The organism is Pseudomonas sp. NFPP07, from assembly GCF_900115645.1.
GTDB classification, from domain to species: domain Bacteria; phylum Pseudomonadota; class Gammaproteobacteria; order Pseudomonadales; family Pseudomonadaceae; genus Aquipseudomonas; species Aquipseudomonas chlororaphis.
This window is the reverse complement of sequence record NZ_FOXG01000003.1, coordinates 196,361-213,624: the sequence shown is the minus strand read 5'-3', so window position 1 is coordinate 213,624 and position 17,264 is coordinate 196,361. Positions and strand designations below refer to the sequence as shown.

The 17,264-nt window shown below is 63.8% G+C and carries 15 protein-coding genes; 4 read left to right on the top strand and 11 right to left on the bottom strand.

Annotated features, from left to right (window positions below):
- Positions 1-32 precede the first annotated feature (32 nt).
- On the bottom strand, positions 33-884 hold the full coding sequence (locus BM019_RS09110; RefSeq protein ID WP_007931479.1) for a glycine betaine ABC transporter substrate-binding protein: 852 nt from the start codon (positions 882-884) through the stop codon (positions 33-35).
- A gap of 341 nt (positions 885-1,225) precedes the next feature.
- On the opposite strand from BM019_RS09110, the gene BM019_RS09105 reads away from it, so the two are divergent.
- Positions 1,226-2,779 (top strand): glycoside hydrolase family 17 protein, encoded by a 1,554-nt coding sequence (locus BM019_RS09105; protein WP_092418246.1) that lies wholly within the window; start codon positions 1,226-1,228, stop codon positions 2,777-2,779.
- A gap of 52 nt (positions 2,780-2,831) precedes the next feature.
- Here the strand turns inward: BM019_RS09105 and BM019_RS09100 are convergent, their stop codons facing one another.
- Positions 2,832-3,203 (bottom strand): hypothetical protein, encoded by a 372-nt coding sequence (locus BM019_RS09100; protein WP_092418091.1) that lies wholly within the window; start codon positions 3,201-3,203, stop codon positions 2,832-2,834.
- Between the two features lie 241 nt (positions 3,204-3,444).
- Between BM019_RS09100 and BM019_RS09095 the strand changes: the two genes are divergently transcribed.
- The 3 genes from BM019_RS09095 (at position 3,445) to BM019_RS09085 (ending at position 7,709) form a co-directional block, all read left to right on the top strand.
- Complete coding sequence (locus BM019_RS09095; protein ID WP_007931472.1) at positions 3,445-4,743, top strand: hypothetical protein; 1,299 nt, start codon at positions 3,445-3,447, stop codon at positions 4,741-4,743.
- Positions 4,736-5,524, top strand: coding sequence for an MlaA family lipoprotein (locus BM019_RS09090; protein ID WP_092418090.1), 789 nt, complete (start codon positions 4,736-4,738; stop codon positions 5,522-5,524). The genes BM019_RS09095 and BM019_RS09090 overlap by 8 nt, the downstream gene beginning before the upstream one ends.
- A 154-nt stretch (positions 5,525-5,678) precedes the next feature.
- Entirely contained in the window at positions 5,679-7,709 is a 2,031-nt protein-coding gene (locus BM019_RS09085) for an FUSC family protein (RefSeq protein ID WP_092418089.1), read from the top strand.
- 69 nt (positions 7,710-7,778) lie between these two features.
- Here the strand turns inward: BM019_RS09085 and BM019_RS09080 are convergent, their stop codons facing one another.
- The 9 genes from BM019_RS09080 to BM019_RS09045 form a co-directional block, all read right to left on the bottom strand.
- Positions 7,779-8,384 carry a LysE family translocator gene (locus BM019_RS09080; protein WP_009042782.1) on the bottom strand — a complete coding sequence of 202 codons (606 nt, stop codon included), beginning with the start codon at positions 8,382-8,384 and terminating at the stop codon, positions 7,779-7,781.
- Between the two features lie 89 nt (positions 8,385-8,473).
- Positions 8,474-9,103: a LysE family translocator gene (locus BM019_RS09075; RefSeq protein WP_007931466.1), complete on the bottom strand. Its 630-nt coding sequence runs from the start codon at positions 9,101-9,103 to the stop codon at positions 8,474-8,476.
- Positions 9,104-9,183: 80 nt separating this feature from the next.
- Positions 9,184-9,786: a formyltransferase family protein gene (locus BM019_RS09070; protein WP_007931465.1), complete on the bottom strand. Its 603-nt coding sequence runs from the start codon at positions 9,784-9,786 to the stop codon at positions 9,184-9,186.
- A gap of 59 nt (positions 9,787-9,845) precedes the next feature.
- Positions 9,846-11,168 carry an aspartate aminotransferase family protein gene (locus BM019_RS09065; protein WP_092418088.1) on the bottom strand — a complete coding sequence of 441 codons (1,323 nt, stop codon included), beginning with the start codon at positions 11,166-11,168 and terminating at the stop codon, positions 9,846-9,848.
- A gap of 27 nt (positions 11,169-11,195) precedes the next feature.
- Complete coding sequence (locus BM019_RS30755; RefSeq protein WP_007931463.1) at positions 11,196-11,339, bottom strand: hypothetical protein; 144 nt, start codon at positions 11,337-11,339, stop codon at positions 11,196-11,198.
- Between the two features lie 34 nt (positions 11,340-11,373).
- Complete coding sequence (locus tag BM019_RS09060) at positions 11,374-13,215, bottom strand: carbamoyltransferase family protein (protein ID WP_007931462.1); 1,842 nt, start codon at positions 13,213-13,215, stop codon at positions 11,374-11,376.
- A 65-nt stretch (positions 13,216-13,280) separates the two neighbouring features.
- On the bottom strand, positions 13,281-13,907 hold the full coding sequence (locus tag BM019_RS09055) for a LysE family translocator (protein ID WP_007931461.1): 627 nt from the start codon (positions 13,905-13,907) through the stop codon (positions 13,281-13,283).
- 14 nt (positions 13,908-13,921) lie between these two features.
- Entirely contained in the window at positions 13,922-14,965 is a 1,044-nt protein-coding gene (locus BM019_RS09050; protein ID WP_009042780.1) for an inosamine-phosphate amidinotransferase, read from the bottom strand.
- Between the two features lie 16 nt (positions 14,966-14,981).
- Positions 14,982-17,159 (bottom strand): iron-containing redox enzyme family protein, encoded by a 2,178-nt coding sequence (locus BM019_RS09045; protein WP_092418087.1) that lies wholly within the window; start codon positions 17,157-17,159, stop codon positions 14,982-14,984.
- Positions 17,160-17,264 lie beyond the last annotated feature (105 nt).

The window sequence follows — 17,264 nt, the reverse complement described above, 5'->3', positions numbered from 1 at the left end:
GCCTCGAGACCTGCGACCTAGACGCTTCCCGGTCAGTTAGCGGTCCATTCGGCAACGCGCTCAGGGTGCTTGGCCACCCAGTCCTTGGCCGCTGCTTCCGGCTTGGCGCCCTCTTGAATTGCCAGCATCACCTCACCGATTTCATCCTTGGAAGCCCACTGGAACTTCTTCAGGAAGGCCGCAACCTCCGGCGCTTTCTTCTCCAGGCCTTTGCTGCCGATGCTGTTGACGGTTTCAGCGGCACCGTAAACACCTTTCGGATCGTCCAGGAAGCGCAGCTTCCACTTGGCGAACATCCAGTGCGGCACCCAGCCGGTGACCGCGATGGATTCGTTCTTCTCTTCCGCGCGGGTCAGCTCGGCAATCATTGCCGCGCCCGAGCTGGCTTGCAGTTTGTAGTCCAGACCATAGTCCTTGATGGCCTGGTCGGTCTTGAGCATCACGCCCGAGCCGGCATCGATACCAACGATCTTGTTCTTGAAGGTGGTGTCACCCTTCAGATCGGCAATGCTCTTGGCCTTGACGTACTCCGGCACGATCAGGCCGATTTTCGCGTCCTTGAAGTTGGGGCCGTAGTCGACCACCTTGTCCTTGTTCTTGGTCCAGTACTCGCCATGGGTCACCGGCAGCCAGGCCGACAGCATGGCGTCCAGCTTGCCGGTGGCCACGCCCTGCCACATGATCCCGGTCGCCACCGCCTGCAACTTCACGTCATAACCGAGTTTCTGCTTGATCACCTCAGACGCTACATAGGTGGTCGCCACACTGTCCGACCAACCGTCGACATAGCCGATGCTCAGGGTTTTGCTGTCGGCGCTGGCCAGGGTAGAGCTGATCGCAAGTACCAGACCGGCACCTGCGCCCAAGAGTCGTCGCATCTTCATCGTTACTTCCCCGAAAGTGCTGCGCCCGACGGATGCCGAGCCGCGTCAACCTGTTGTTATGGTGCACAGCGCCCTCATCACGCCCCACCAACTTGCTCGAACATCAGCGCGATTGCCCTATGAGAGCCCTGACGCGTCGATCATCAACCTGACGCCAAAGGCGACCTGCTCTGACTGCGACCTCAAGACATTCAGCAACGACACCAGTTCGCCAGTAATCAGGGCATGCCCAAAACAGTCGCCCAATCCCGCCCGAACTTTGCATGTCAAAATCATGCAGGCCACCTGGGCAGCGGCAAATCCGGGTAAGATGCCCGGCTTTGTTTCCTGACGGCCTGACCATGCCCTCGATTGCCCGCTTCCCGCTCCTGCCCTATCTATTCGCCTGCCTGCTGGGAGTCTTTGCGCTCTGCGGTTTCTGGTACGGCCTCGGCCAGCCGGTGGTGCTGCCGGATGTCGCCAGCGCCAGCCACAAGCTGCAATGCGCGTCCTACACCCCGTTCGACAAGGACCAGTCGCCCTTCGACCAGCCGTTCAAGTTGCGCCCGGAGCGCATGGACGCCGACCTGGCGCTGCTGGCGACCCGCTTCGAGTGCATCCGCACCTACTCCATGACCGGCCTCGAAGCCCTGCCGGACCTGGCGCGCAAGCACGGCCTGAAGCTGATGATCGGCGCCTGGGTCAACAGCAATCCGGTGGACACCGAAAAAGAGGTCGACCTGCTGATCGCCTCGGCCAATGCCAATCCGGACGTAGTGAGCTCGGTGATCGTCGGCAACGAAGCCCTGCTGCGCAAGGAAGTCACCGGCCCGCAACTGGCCAGGCTGATCAACAAGGTCAAGGCTCACGTCAAGCAGCCGGTCACTTACGCAGACGTCTGGGAGTTCTGGCTCAAGCACCCGGAAATCGCGCCGGTGGTGGACTTCCTGACCATCCACCTGCTGCCCTACTGGGAAGACGATCCGTCCAACATCGATGCCGCGCTGAACCATGTGGCGCAGGTGCGCCAGGTGTTCGGCAACAAGTTCGCGCCCAAGGACGTGATGATTGGCGAGACCGGCTGGCCCAGCGAAGGCCGCCAGCGTGAAACCGCCCTGCCGAGCCGGGTCAACGAGGCCAAGTTCATCCGTGGTTTTGTGGTCATGGCCGAACAGAATGGCTGGCATTACAACCTGATCGAAGCCTTCGACCAGCCGTGGAAGCGCGCCAGCGAAGGTGCGGTCGGCGGTTACTGGGGGCTGTTCGATGCCGATCGCCAGGACAAGGGCGTACTCGCCGGGCCGGTGTCGAACCTGCCTTACTGGCCATTGTGGCTGGGCGTGGGCGGGGCGATCTTCGTTGCCACGCTGATCCTCGGTGGCCGGGTCCGCGGTACCCGCGCGGCGCTGACCCTGCCACTGCTCGGCGCCCTGGCCGCCTGCTCCATCGGCGCCTGGGGCGAGCTGGCGCGGGTCACCAGCCGCTTTGCCGGGGAATGGTTCTGGGCGGGCCTGCTACTGGCCCTGAACCTGCTGGTACTGGCCCACGCGGCACTGAGCCTGAGCACCCGCGCCGGCTGGCGCCAGCACGCTTTCAACGGCCTGGAAAAACGTGCCGGCTGGCTGCTCGCCGCCGCCGGTTTCGCCGCCGCGGTGATGATGCTGGAGCTGGTGTTCGACCCGCGTTATCGCAGCTTCCCCAGCGCCGCCCTGCTTCTGCCGGCCCTGGTCTACCTGTGCCGCCCGGTGCGAGTGCCGCGTCGCGAAATCGCCCTGCTGACCTTTATCGTCGGCGCCGGCATCGCCCCCCAGCTGTATCGCGAAGGCCTGGAAAACCAACAAGCCTGGGGCTGGGCCCTGGTCAGCGTGCTGATGGTCGCCGCCCTGTGGCGCAGCTTGCGGGCTCGCAAAGCCTGATAGAAAAAAGGGATGACCATGGTCATCCCTTTTTTATTACCGGCGATTCGCCTCACGCCACCGCGCGAGGCGCCCTTACCAGTCGCAAGGCACCGATCACGATGGCAAACACCGCCAGGCTGGTGTTGTAGAGCGCCAGCGCCGGGAAGCCGAACAGCAGCGCCAGCACCGCCAGGCCCCAGCCGGAACGGCCCGGCACCACGAAGGCGATCAGGGACGCCGCCAGCGCCACCCAGCCCATGACCTTGAAGTGGATCAACAACCCCAGGCTGGAGCGCGCCTGGCACTCCCAGCGGCTAGCCTCGTCGACACAGACGCCGACCCATCGAGCATCCTCCATGAAGCCATAGCGCACGCCATAACTGGCGGCCAGCCACAACGGCAGGACAACAAGCAGCAGAATCAGGGGAAGACGGCGGGACATGAAGCACTCCGATAAGCGAAAACGGCGCCCAGCATAATCTCCCGAGGCCGGTAAGCAAGCTTGTTACACAGATAACTGTTCAGCAAACAGCGGCAAAGTGTATCGTCTGGCAACTATTACCGCCGATCCGGCTTTGCCCTGCCTTGATCGTTTTTTGTGCCGTGCCATGGCACTTCGGCAGCAACCCGGTGGTCATAGCCTGCGAACTTCACCCGGCACCTTCCTCTACAGGGATTTAGTCATGCTCCGTTCCTTGCGCTTCGCTGCCCTGTTTGGCGGCCTTATTTCGAGTGCGTCCGCGCTCGCGGTCGACATCGATGCCGCCAGCTATGGCTACCCCTTGACCAATCCGTTCGAGGCGACCATTGCCACCACTCCGCCGGACCTGCGTCCGAAGCTGCCGAGTGACGACGACATCAATCAGGCGGACCGCAGCCTGACCTTGCGCCCCGAGCGCGAGTTCATCCTGCCGGACAACTTCTGGGCCGTGAAGAAGCTCACCTACCGCATCGCCGAGCAGGACCATGCCGCGCCGCTGATCTTCCTCATCGCCGGCACCGGCGCGCGCTATGACAGCAGCCTCAACGAGTACCTGAAGAAGCTCTATTACCAGGCCGGCTACCATGTGGTGCAGCTGTCCTCGCCCACCAGCTTCGACTTCATCAGCGCCGCCTCGCGGTTCGCCACCCCCGGCGTGACCAAGGAAGACGCCGAAGACCTATACCGCGTGATGCAGGCGGTGCGCGCGCAGAACCCGAAACTGCCGGTCACCGACTTCTACCTCACCGGCTACAGCCTCGGCGCCCTGGATGCGGCCTTCGTCAGCAAGCTGGACGAAACCCGGCGCAGCTTCAACTTCAAGAAAGTCCTGCTGCTCAACCCACCGGTCAACCTCTATACCTCCATCACCAACCTCGACAAGCTGGTGCAAACCGAGGTCAAGGGTATCAATAACACCACCACCTTCTACGAGCTGGTACTGAACAAGCTGACCCGCTACTTCCAGCAGAAGGGCTACATCGACCTCAACGATGCCCTGCTCTACGACTTCCAGCAGTCCAAGCAGCACCTGAGCAACGAGCAGATGGCGATGCTGATCGGCACCTCGTTCCGCTTCTCCGCCGCCGACATCGCGTTCACCTCGGACCTGATCAACCGCCGCGGCCTGATCACCCCGCCCAAGTACCCGATCAGCGAAGGCACCAACCTCACGCCGTTCCTCAAGCGCGCCCTGCAATGCGACTTCGACTGCTACCTCACCGAGCAGGTGATTCCGATGTGGCGCGCCCGCACCGACGGCGGCAGCGTGCTGCAACTGATCGACCAGGTGAGCCTGTACGCACTCAAGGATTACCTGCAGGACAGCCCGAAAATCGCCGTGATGCACAACGCCGACGACGTGATCCTCGGCCCGGGCGACCTGGGGTTCCTGCGCAAGACCTTTGGCGACCGGCTGACGGTCTACCCCCATGGCGGCCATTGCGGCAACCTCAACTACCGCGTCAACAGCGACGCCATGCTGGAGTTCTTCCGTGGCTAAACATCTCCTGCTCATCGCTGCGTTGTTCTGCGCAGGCTATGCCAATGCCGACGACGGCCAGACCGCGACACCCGTGGTCGCGGACGGGGACGGCTTCACCCAACCGCTCAAGCAACTCAAGTTCAACCCGGGCCTGGACCAGCGCGAGTTCGAGCGCTCGACCCTCAACGCGCTGAACGTCTACGACCCGCTGGAGTCGTGGAACCGCCGGGTATACCACTTCAACTACCGCTTCGATCAGTGGGTGTTCCTGCCGGTGGTCGACGGTTACCGCTACATCACCCCGAGTTTCCTGCGCACCGGTGTGAGCAACTTCTTCAACAACCTGGGCGACGTGCCGAACCTGGTCAACAGCCTGCTGCAGTTCAAGGGCCAGCGCTCGCTGAACACCACCGCCCGCCTGCTGGTCAACACCACCCTCGGTATCGGCGGTCTCTGGGACCCCGCCACCCGCATGGGCCTGCCACGCCAGAGCGAAGACTTCGGCCAGACCCTGGGCTTCTACGGCGTGCCGGGCGGCGCCTATTTCGTCCTGCCGATCCTCGGGCCCTCGAACCTTCGCGATACCGCCGGATTGACCGTGGATTACACCACCGAGTCGGCGATCAACTTCCTCAACGTGTCCGAGGTCAGCTCGAATCACCCGGAACTCTGGGTCCTGCGCGCGATCGACAAGCGCTACCAGACCGGCTTCCGCTATGGCCAGCTGGACTCGCCGTTCGAATACGAGAAAGTTCGCTACGTCTACACCGAATCGCGCAAGCTGCAAATCGCCGAGTGATTCCTCCAGGGCCCTGCCATCCGCGCAGGGCCCTTTTCTTCGCCCCTCCTCTCCCCACCTGTACCTTCTCCGACCCCGGAAAAATCCTCATTGGAATTTCCCAGGCAAGTAGATACGATGCTAATCATTAGCTAGCTATCTATGTGCCTTGCCAATGAAAAGCCTCGCCCTGCGAATCCCCGATTTCTGGTTGGCCGTCCTGGCTCCCAGCCGCAATGACCTGCTGTTCGCCATCAGGAACATGATCGCCGGCGTCATTGCCTTGTACCTGGCCTTTCGCTTCAACCTCGAGCAGCCGCAATGGGCCCTGACCACGGTATTCATCGTCAGCCAGCCCAGCAGCGGCATGGTCCTGGCCAAGGGCGCGTTCCGCCTGCTCGGCACCTTTAGCGGGGCCGTGGCCTCGATCGTGCTGATCGGCCTGTTCGGCCAGGCGCCCCTGCTGTTTCTGCTGGCGATGGCGCTGTGGCTGGCCTTCTGCACCACCGGTGCCTCGCTGCTGCGCAATCACGCCTCCTACGGCTTCGTGCTGGCCGGCTACACCGCGGCGATCATCGCCCTGCCCGCCACCGCACATCCGCTGCAGGTGTTCGACCAGGCCGTGGCCCGCTGTTCGGAAATCAGCCTGGGGATCATCTGCGCGGCGATCGCCAGCACCGTGCTCTGGCCGCGCCGGGTCGAACAGGCGCTGGCCACCCAGGGCAAGCTCGCGTGGCAAGCCGGCATGCGCGCCGCGGCCTCCGAACTGATCGGCCAGGACCAGCGCAAGGGGTTGCTGGAAGCCCTCGGCAAGCTGGTGGCGGTCGATGCCCAGCGCGATCACGCCTGGTTCGAAGGCCCTCAGGGCCGTCGACGTTCCCAAGCCCTGCGCGTCCTCAGTCGCGACTTGCTGAGCCTGCTGCGTGCGGCCCGTGGCGTGGCCCGTCAGCGGCTGATGCTCGACAGCACGGCGAATGCCAGCGTGGCTCCCCTGATCGAACAGCTGGCCACGGCCCTGGAGCACAGCCACGAGCAAGACATCGCCCAAGTTTCGGCAAGCCTTCAAGAGGCGCTGCAGGACCGCAGCCTGTCGCAGGACACGCATCTGTGCCTGATGCAACTGGCACAAGTGCCGGTGCTGCTCGAACGCAGCGCGCAAACCCTGCAGGCCGTCGAGCAAGCCCGAGTGCCCCATGGCGCGCCTGGCGCCCTGTCCTGGCACCGCGATATCGAGCAAGGCATTCTCGGCGGCCTGCGCAGCGCCCTGGCGTTTCTCGCCGTGGCCGGCTTCTGGGTAATCTCGGCCTGGCCTTCCGGCCTGGGCGCGGTATCGATCTGCGGGGTGGTGCTGAGCCTGTTCGCCGGCCGGGAAAACCCTTCTGCCTCCAGCCTCAACTTTCTCAAGGGCATCGCCCTGTCGGTGCCGGTCGCCGGCTTCGTCGGCCTTGGATTGCTGTCTGGCTGGGACGGTTTCCCGCTGCTGTGCGTGGGCCTGGGGGTGCCGCTGTTTTGCGCCTCGCTGTGCATGAGCAAGCCGCGGATGGCGCCGATCGCCTCGGCGTTCTGCATCTTTTTCATCAACAACGTCGGCCCCAGCAACCTGATGACCTACGACCTGGCCAACTTCCTCAACAAGGCCATGGCCACCCTGGTTGGCGTCGGCATCGCGGTCCTGGTGTTCCGCCTGGTCAGCCTCAACCCCGGCGAACATCACTATCGGCGGATGTTCCGCGCCTCGCTGTTCGACCTGGCGCAACTCACCTCGCGCCCGCTGGAGCAAGCCGAGAGCTGGTTCGGCGGGCGCATGGCCGACCGCTTGATCCGCCTGGCGCGCTACTCCGAAAGCCTGCCCCAGGAACGCCGCCAGCACTGGGACAACGGCCTGCTCGGGCTCGACCTGGGCGACGAACTGCTGCAACTGCGCGCCAGCCTGGGTGCGGCGACCGGCGCCCTGGCCGTGGAACGCGGGCACTACCTGCAAAGCATCGCCACGCTGCTCAAGTCAGGCGGACCGACGCCACGCCGCAGCGATCGACTGGACGCCCCGACCGTCGCCCTGCTCAAGGCCCTGGAACAGGCGCCGCAACTGCCGGAACAGGATCTGGAAATGGCCAGGGCGGCGCTGCTGCAACTGCAATTCACCTGGCACAAATGGTGCCGCCTGACTCGCCACGAACCCGGCGTGGCGGCTGTCGCCCAGGGGTAATGAGCGGGCAAAAAAAACCGCCACGCGCCGGTGGCGGCGGGTGGCGGCATAACGCCCTGCGAGAGCCCCTCAGGCTTGCAGCAGCGGGAACAGCGAAATCACCAGCAGCAACGCCATGCCGTAGTTGAACAGGCGCAGCCAGCGCGGGTCGCGCAGGACATTGCGCAGCACGCTGCCGAACCCGGCCCAGACTCCGACGCTCGGTGCGTTGATCAAGGCAAACAGGCTGGCGATCACCACCACGTTGAAAAAGTAGCCCTGCAACGGCGTGTAGGTGCTGATGGCCCCCAGCGCCATGACCCAGGCCTTGGGGTTGACCCACTGGAACGCCGCGGCGCCCCAGAACCCCAACGGCCGGCCCTTGCCGTCGACTTCCTGGGACACCGGCCCGGAACGGGCGATGTTCCAGGCCAGGTACAGCAGATAGGCCGCACCGACGTAGCGCAGCACCTTGTACAGCACCGGGTAGGCCTCGAACACGGCGCCCAGGCCCAGGCCGACGGCCAGCACCAGCACCAGGAACCCCGAACTGATCCCGAGGATATGCGGCACCGTGCGGCGGAATCCGAAATTCACGCCCGAGGCCAGCAGCATGGTGTTGTTCGGTCCGGGGGTTACCGAGGTGACAAAGGCAAACAAGGCGAAAGCCAACAACAAGTCGATCGACAACGGCATACAGTCATCCTGAGAAGTACATGCTCCGAACAGAGCGCTGAGTCATTGTTTTCGCCCCGGCGATCGCCACGGACGAGGCTTATCCACGCTTACAGCAAGGACCCGATGAAGCCCGCGGCGACCATCGCGTAGAACGCGCCGCAGACCAGGCCGAAAGCCTTGCGCGTGCGGACGAAAAACGGCTCCGCCGAACGCGCGGAAAAGGCCAGGGCATAGGCGCAGAAAATCACGAAACCGGCGACCGCACAGCTGCCCACCAGCACGAAGCTGGCCCAGGATGGCGCCGTGGCGCTGAGGCCGACGGTGGTCACGGTGAACCAGGTCAGGGCCGCCTTGGGATTGGTCAGGTGGATGCCCAGCCCTTGCAGGTAGAACCCCAGCGTGCGGCTCTGTTTGGCCCGGGCGCGGTTGAGGTTGACCGCGCTCGAGCTCAGGGCCCCGCGGATGGATTTATAGGCCAGCCACAACAGATAGCAGGCGCCGAGAATCTTCAGCCAGACCAGCACCTGGGTGTTGGACATCAGCAAGGCCGAGACGCCCGCGGCCGTCATCGCGCCCCAGCACAACGAACCGGAAATGACCCCGGCCGCCAGCGCCAGCCCCGGGGTACGCCCGTAGCTGAGCGAGGTGTTGGCAATCGCCAGGTTACCCGGGCCAGGGCTGGCGGTTCCGATGACATAAACGGCCATAGCAGCACCAAAGCTCGATAAATCAAACATTTGACGGTCTCTCGTAGAAGTCGCGGGAGCAGGGTTTACCAACCGGGATGCCGCCCCGCGCGGGCCGGCATCCCTCCTCGCTACTTGAAGCAGCGATGATCGGGTTCTTCGGCCCGGATCTTTTCCATCCAGGGTTTGAGTTCGGATTGCTTGTACAGCCGCTCGCCCCAGCGCTCGGGCGAAACCGGCAGCGGACGGCCTTGCAGGATGTAGTCGGTCAACAGGTGGATGAACTGCTGCAGGCAATAGGCGCCGACATGCAGGCGCAGCGAAGACGCGGTTTCCGCCGGGGCGATGTTGAAACGCGCAACATGGATGATGTCGCCGCTGTCCACCGAGGGTGCCAGGTGATGGCAGGTCGAACCGTAGGTTTCATCCTGGTAGTAGATCGCGTAGTGCTGGCTGCCCAGGCCGCGGTACTTGGGCGGCGCCGGGTGCAGGTTGATCGCGCCCTTGCGGGCCCGCTGATAGATGCTCGGCGGAAAGATGAAGTCGCCACGATAGGAAATGATCCAGTCGCCTTCCCAGTCCTCCAGGTGATACGGATAGGGGTCGCCCGGGTCCCAACAGAACACTTCCAGGTTGGAAAAAACCGTCTTGGCGAATTCAACGCCGTGATCGCACCAGTCCATGGTGCACACCGACAATAGAACTTTGTCCTTGCATGGTTCGATGGTCTGCATAGTCTTTTCCACTATTGGCTGTTGGTACATTTCGAAAACACCCCCGGTCCACCCTCCCGCTAACCCTGCTGGCAGGCCTCGACCACCGCCGTGAAGCGCTCGACCATTTCGGCGATTTCCGCCTCGCTGGAGATGAACGGCGGCGCGAACAGCACGTGGTTACCGTGAACACCGTCGGCGGTTCCGCTGCCCGGATAAATCAGCAGCCCCTGTTCCAGCGCCTGCGCCTTGAGGTTCGCGGCGTAACGGCCGCCACCGCGATAGGGCTCGCGGGTGTCGCGGTCCTGAACGAACTCCACGCCGACGAACAGCCCGCGCCCACGCACATCGCCGACATGCTCGAAGCGCGCCAGGCACTCGCGCAGGCCGTGGCGCAGTTGCTCGCCGCGCAGGCGCACGGCCTGCAGCAGGTTCTCGTCCTCGATGACCCGCTGCACCTCCAGCGCAACGGCGCAGGCCAGCGGATGGTTGACGTGGGTCTGGCCGTTGCCCAGCACCCCGGAGTTGCCCGCCATGGCCTCGTGCACCTGGCTGCTGACCAGCAACGCCGAGATCGGCTGGTAACCGGCCGCCAGGCCTTTGCCGACCGCGACCATGTCCGGCACGATGCCGTCGTCTTCGTAGGCGAAGAACCTGCCGGTGCGGCCCATGCCGGCCATCACCTCGTCGAGGATCAACAGCACGTCGTGGCGCTCGCACACCGCCTTGATCTTGCGGAAGTAACCCGGCACCGGCGGCACCGCGCCGTTGGTGGAGCCGACCACGGTCTCGGCGAAAAACGCCGCGACCCTGTCGCTGCCCAGTGCCCGGATTTTTTCGTCCAGTTCCAGCGCCAGCCGCGTCCCGTACTGCTCGTCACTTTCATCGGCGCCCTGATGGCGATAGGCATAACAGGGTGAGACGAATTCGGCGGCTCCCAGCAACGGCTCGAATACTCCGCGACGCTGAAGGTTGCCGGAAATCGACAGGGTCCCCAGGGTGCTGCCGTGGTAGCTCTGTTGCCGCGAGATAAAGATCGATTTGCCCGGCAGCCCGCGCTCGCACTGATACTGGTAGGCAATTTTCATCGCCAGCTCCATGACCTCGGAGCCGCCGGAGAGAAACTGCGCCTTGGCCAACCCGCCGGAGGCCCCCACCAACAGGTCCGCCAACTCCTCGGCAGCGGCTGTGGTGAAGCTGCCGGCATGGGCCCAACTGAGCTTTTTCGCCTGCTGCTCGATGGCCGCGGCGATCCGTGGGTGTCCATGTCCCAGGCTGGAAACGGCCACCCCGCCACACGTGTCGAGGTAGCGTTTGCCCGAGGCATCCTCAAGCCAGACCCCAGCGCCATTGACGGCGAGAATCGGTGAGGCATTCAAGTTCTTGTAGATGACCGTTGACATGGATCCGAGCCCTTGCAGTTATGCGGCCTAACGGGTGTTTTCCGGGTGGTCCCACGCCGTCGAGCCTTGATGGAAACGCTGGCTGAAGCGCGAGGAATTGAATATCCGGCGCGCCCAGCCGATCGGTAGCAACACCACAGCGAACATCAACAACGAAAGCAACCTGAGCATGGCCTTGTCTCCTGAATAAAAAGTGAGTGAGCGATCAGTCCAGCGGGATCTCGTTGCGCCAGTCGACCTCTTCGACGAACTCCGGCTGGGTCGTGCGCTCGAGAATGAAGTTGCCCAGTACCAGCACATCCATCTCGGTGCGCATGAAGCAGGCGTAGGCTTCTTCCGGCTTGCACACGATCGGCTCGCCGCGCACGTTGAACGAGGTGTTGACCAGCACCGAGCAGCCGGTGCGCTTCTTGAAACTGCGCAGCAGATGGGTGAACGGCGCGTTGTTTTCTTCGGTCACCGTCTGCACCCGTGCCGACAGGTCGACGTGGGTCACCGCCGGCAACTGCGAGCGGATCGAATTGATGCTGCCCAGGCCACGCTCAGGGCCACCCGGCTTGCGCGATTCCTCGGTCTTGATCGAGTCGGTGACCTGCGAAACCATCAACATGTACGGGCTCTTCTCGCAGATGTCGAAGTAGACCTGGGCGTCCTCGTCCAGCACCGCCGGGGCAAAGGGCCGGAAGGATTCGCGGTACTTGATCTTCAGGTTCATGGTGCGCTGCATCTCGGGATTGCGTGGATCGCCGAGGATCGAGCGCGCGCCCAGGGCTCGCGGGCCGAACTCCATGCGTCCCTGGAACCAGCCGACCACGGCGCCGTCGGCCAGGTGCCGCGCGGTTTCGTCATACAGCTCGGCACCCTCGAAGCGCCGGTACGGATACTGGTTGGCGTCGAGAAACGCCTGGATCTCTTCATCGCCAAAGCCCGGCCCCAACAGGCTGCCGCTCATGGCGTCGAGCTTCTTGCTGCCCAGGTGCGGGCGCCCGGTGCGCTTGACCGAATAGTCCATGGCCGCCCCCAGGGCACAACCGGCGTCGCCGGCCGCGGGCTGGATCCAGATCGCGTCGAAACGTCCGGAACGGCTGAGCACACCGTTGGCCACGCAGTTGAGCGCCACACCACCGGCCAGGCACAGGTTGCGGTAGCCAGTCTGCCGCACGGCCGCGGTGGCCAGCCCCAGTACCACTTCCTCGGTCACCTGCTGTACCGAAGCCGCCAGGTCGCATTCGCGCTGGGTGATCGGGCTCTCCGGCTTGCGCACCGGACCGCCGAACAGCTCCTCGAACGCCTCGCCGACCATGCGCTCGCCACGCAGGTACTCGAAGTACTTCATGTTCAGGGTGAAGGAGCCGTCGGCGCGGATGTTGATCAGTTCCTTGCGGATCTTGTCGGCATAGATCGGCCGGCCGTAGGGTGCCAGGCCCATGAGCTTGTACTCGCCGGAGTCGACCTTGAAGCCGCAGTAATAGGTGAACGCCGAGTAGAACAGGCCGACCGAGTGCGGATAGGAAATCGAGTTCATCAGGTCGAGCTTGGAACCGTCGCCCTTCCAGATCGTGGTCGAATGCCATTCGCCGATGCCGTCGATGCACAGCACCGCCGCCTGCTCGAACGGCGACGGGAAAAACGCCGCCGCGGCATGGGAACGGTGGTGCTGCGAGGCGATGGTGAGCGGGCCGGTACCACGTCCCAGTTCCTCGAGCTTCTCGTCGATGAACTTGAGCACATTGAGCTTCCAGCGGATCCATTCCGGCATGGTGCTGATGAAGGTGCGCGCGCCGCTGATGCCGCCACTGGCGAAGGAGGAAATCATCCGCGAGAACTTTTCCTGCGGGTCTTCGTAGTAGACCACCGCGGTCAGCTCATCGAGGCCGATACCCTCGGCGTCCAGGCAGTACTTGATGGCATTGGCCGGAAACGCCGCGTCGTGCCGCACCCGCGTGAAGCGCTCTTCCTGGGCCGCCGCCACCGGCACCCCGTCCTTCACCAGCGCTGCTGCGCTGTCGTGATAGAACGCCGAAATCCCTAATACGTAAGTAGCCATTTAAACGCTCATCCTCATAGCTTCATGCCAATCCATGGAAATTCCCTGTGTCTGTGCACAGTCCGTCATCCGTGCAACCAACTTGAGACCGGCAGGCTTTTTAATGCCGGAATCAACGACACCACCAACAACACACTCATTGAAATATTGAACAGCCGCAGCCGGTTCGGCTCGCTGAGAAAGCGCCGCAAATAACGTCCGAACAACACCCAGACCATCGAACAGGGCGAGCCGAAGAGAAAGAAGATCAAGGCGATCAGCAGGATCTGCGCACTGTAGGAACCAACCGGCGTGGTGTAGGCCAGGACCGCGCCCACCGCCATGATCCAGGCCTTGGGGTTGACCCACTGGAACAGCGCGGCGCCGGTGAAGCCCAGCGGGCGCCCGCCCTGGTCGTCGAGATCGACCGTGGGCGCGGTGGCGATCCGGTAGGCCAGGTACAGCATGTACAGGGCACCGACCACCTGCAGGATGTCGTGCAGGCTGGGATAACGATGGAATACCGCGCCGGCGCCGAGCCCCACCGCGATCAGCATCAGTGGAAAGCCGATGTTGATGCCCGCGACGTGGCGCAGGGTGCGGCTGATGCCGAAGTTGACCCCGGAGGACATCAGCATCACGTTGTTCGGCCCCGGCGTTACGCAGGTGGAAATCGCGAACAGGATGACGGCGTAGTAGTCCAGATTCTGCATGCCCCAGGCTCCGCTCAACGATAGTCTTCAAGGGTGCCGCGGCGACGAATGTCGACCGACACGCAATGGAAGCCGCCACTGAGGCTGCGGGCATGGCGCATTTTCAGCGGCGCCACATCGATACCGTGTTTCTCCAGGGCGCGAATCAGCGGCACCTGCTGGTCGTTGATCACCGCCAGCGCCGGGTTGACCATGATGAAGTTCATGCCCTGCCAGATCGATGCGCGCGGGTAGGACCAGCAATAGCCGGTGTCGACCATTTCCGGTGCCCAGATGATGTCCCAGTTCTTGAACAGCGCCGGCACCTGGTCCTTGCGGATCCGCTCCGGACACAGCACCACCAGCCCCGGGCGGACCACGGTGATGGTGGTATCCAGGTGCGTACCGTCGTACACGCCGCTCACCGGGTGCACCCGGTAACGGTCGCCCAGCACCCGCTGCAACCACTGGCAGCCCAGTTCGTTGCCGCTGCGGGAAACCAGATAGAGGATGTCCTCGCCGACGCGGATCACGTTGGCGGCGTCGAAGATCGGCTCGTCATTGGCAATGATCGAGCCGTCCTTGGGGTTGATCCGGTAGGTGCTGTCCAGCAGCTGCGGCTTGGGCGCGGAGATCCAGTTGGAGCCGCTGGCAAAGTATTCGGCCAGGTGGCGACGATAGGCGAACGGCTCCAGGTAACGGCTGCGCAGCGCCATCGGCGCCTCGATGATGGTCTGGCCGATGGGCAGCAGCACATCCCGCGGGCAATAGTTGTATTCGCCGTCGGTTTTCCAGGCTGGGGTGCCGAATACCGCGCGATGATCAGTGACGTCCGGGCGCCGCACTATGACCCCGTGGGAACGCAGGAAGGCGGCAAAGGCGTCCAGGTCCTCGCTGGCCTCCTCGATGACCTGCTGCGGATAGGGGCCGGATGGAATCTCCTCGATGTAATCGTGCTGCTCGCTGTAATCCAGGGCGAACAGCCCGCGATCAGGTCGCGGCACCTGTGCGCCCTGGGCGACGCCGACGATCATCTCTTCCAGCGGATCCCACTCGTTGTGCACATTGACCAGAGACATAAACACTCCTTGATGTTCAGGCCGTTACGCCCAGCGGCGCGGCAGGGACAATAGGTTCGTGATGGAGCAGCGCCTGATCCTCGCCCCGCGTCTTGCTCCGGGGCAGCACCGCGCCCGCAGAGCCGATGCCCAGGCGTTGCAACCAGGACGTCAGGCGGTCCGGCTGCGGTGCCAGGGACTCGTAGCCGACGCGGACCCGCTGCCAGTGTTCTGCCAGTTCCGCCGGTTTCGAGGCGGCGACCTGGCGCATGTAGGCGTCGATGGCGTCCACCGCCCAGGCCGAATGCCCGGTGGAGACGTTATCGATGGTGTTGTGCAGATCGACGAACGCGGTGCTGAAGCCGTAGTGCCTGAGGAAGCGCCGGGCCGAGCGATAGCTGCCGCCCACCCCCGACAGCTCCATCGCCAGGTTCATGCCGAGGATTTCCGGCATGAAGGTCACCGGCAACTTGCCCAGGCACAGCCAGTAGACCGGCAAGCGGAACGACGCCTCGCGCAGCCGCTCATCCTCGGCGAACTCGCGGGCACCGGTGGGCGCCAGCTCCAGGCCCATCTGGCGCAGGCCGTCGCGGTAGATTTTCGGATGGTTCAACGCATAGGAGCCGTTACCCAGCTCATCCCAATAGGTCTGGAACAGCGCGTAACCGACATGGGACGAGGCCAGCGTCAGGTCGGTGAAACCCTGGAGCCAGGCGCCGTCGATCAGGGTCAGCGGTGCCAGTTGCAGGGTGGAGTCGACGATTTCTTCGCGCGACGGCATGGCCGCCGGGTCGCTTTCTTCGAACTCCTGGCCGTGGCGGTCGTGCTTGTCCAGCAACCATTCGCGCAAGACGCCGACATTCCAGGCTTCAGGCAAAGTGCGTTCGGAGCTTTGCAGCGAGCGCCGCGACTGTTCCAGCCAACGGGTCACATAAGCCTGGGCAAAAGCCTGGGTGCGCGGCGCCAGCGCCCTGCCCTGCAAGACGAAATAGGCCTCGCGCAAGCTCTTGGGCCACTGGCCCTGCTCTTGAATATCCTCGCCCAGCACCTGCCGAACCACTGCATTGCAAGGGGTTGGCGCCGGTGCTTCGGCAGCTTCCGCGCGCTGGATCGGACCGGACAGGCCATCGATCCACTTGCGGATGACGCTCAGGTCGGCCTCGCTGAAAATCCGGAACATGCGCCCGTTCGGCGCGACCAGGGTATTGACCAGCAGGCTCTTCTCGGCATTGCCTGGCACGATCAGGCGGCTGCGCGAAAGCATTTCCAGCAGCGGCACGGGGTCGACCTGGGCCTCACGCAGCCACTGCGCCAGGCTGCGGCCTTCCATCTTGTAATCCTGGTGATAGACCGCGCCGGCCCGGGCCATGCGCTGGATCATCTTGCCCATCAGGCGCTCGGGCGATACCGCGGCCCGGCAGTGCGCCAGCAATCGTTCGTTGAAGGTTTTCAGGGCCGCGAACAACCATTGGGCGCCCGCCTCCAGTTGCAGGCGGCGAAGGCTGCCCTGGCTGGCGACCTGCTCGCAGACCCACTGGGAGATTTCCAGCGCCGAACTGTCGCCCGCGCTTTCATCCAGCTGGTTCAGGTCGAGCCGGCGGACGTCCAGTTGCTGCGCATCCAGCACGGACCACCATGGGCTCAGGCCCAGGGCACGCCAGGCATAATCGATGCCGCACAGGGTGTCGCCAAAGGCATCGCTGCGGCGGCTGACCGCTTGCAGCAATGCGGGTAATTCGAACAGTTCGTCAGGCAGGTCGGGAAGCGTGGAAAGTTCGAACGGCGAAACCGCATAGGCGGTCAGCCCCGACTGTACCAACAGCGATTTGAAGTGATCGGCGCGCGATGCCAGGGGCCGCCCGACGCCCACGTCGTGGGCCAGCAACTCCATGAGCCTGAGCTGCGCGCTGTCCTCGAAGACCCCGGGGGCGCTCATGCCTTGCAACCAGCAGCCCAGCACCGAGGCCAATGGCGCCGAGTGCGCCAGCAGGGCCTCGGCGAATTCCCGTTGGTTGCCCAGTTCCGCGGCCTGGCTGGCCAGTTCGCGGTAAACCCGGGCCTGCTCGTCACGCCAGAGCTCGATCTGCACCCGCACCCCGGACAGACCTTCCGCACCGGTTTCCCCCGGTGCGGCCAGGCCCATCAGGCGCCGAATACTGACATCCCCCAGAAAGCTCTCGGGATTGCTGACTGATCGATAAAACTGGCGCCACATACTGTTTACTTCCCTTCCAGGTTGGAGACCAAGGCAATCCATTGCCGGCCCTCAGTCATCGGCAAGCAATGACGTCGGGTGTCGAGATCAGAACATCGGGTAGAT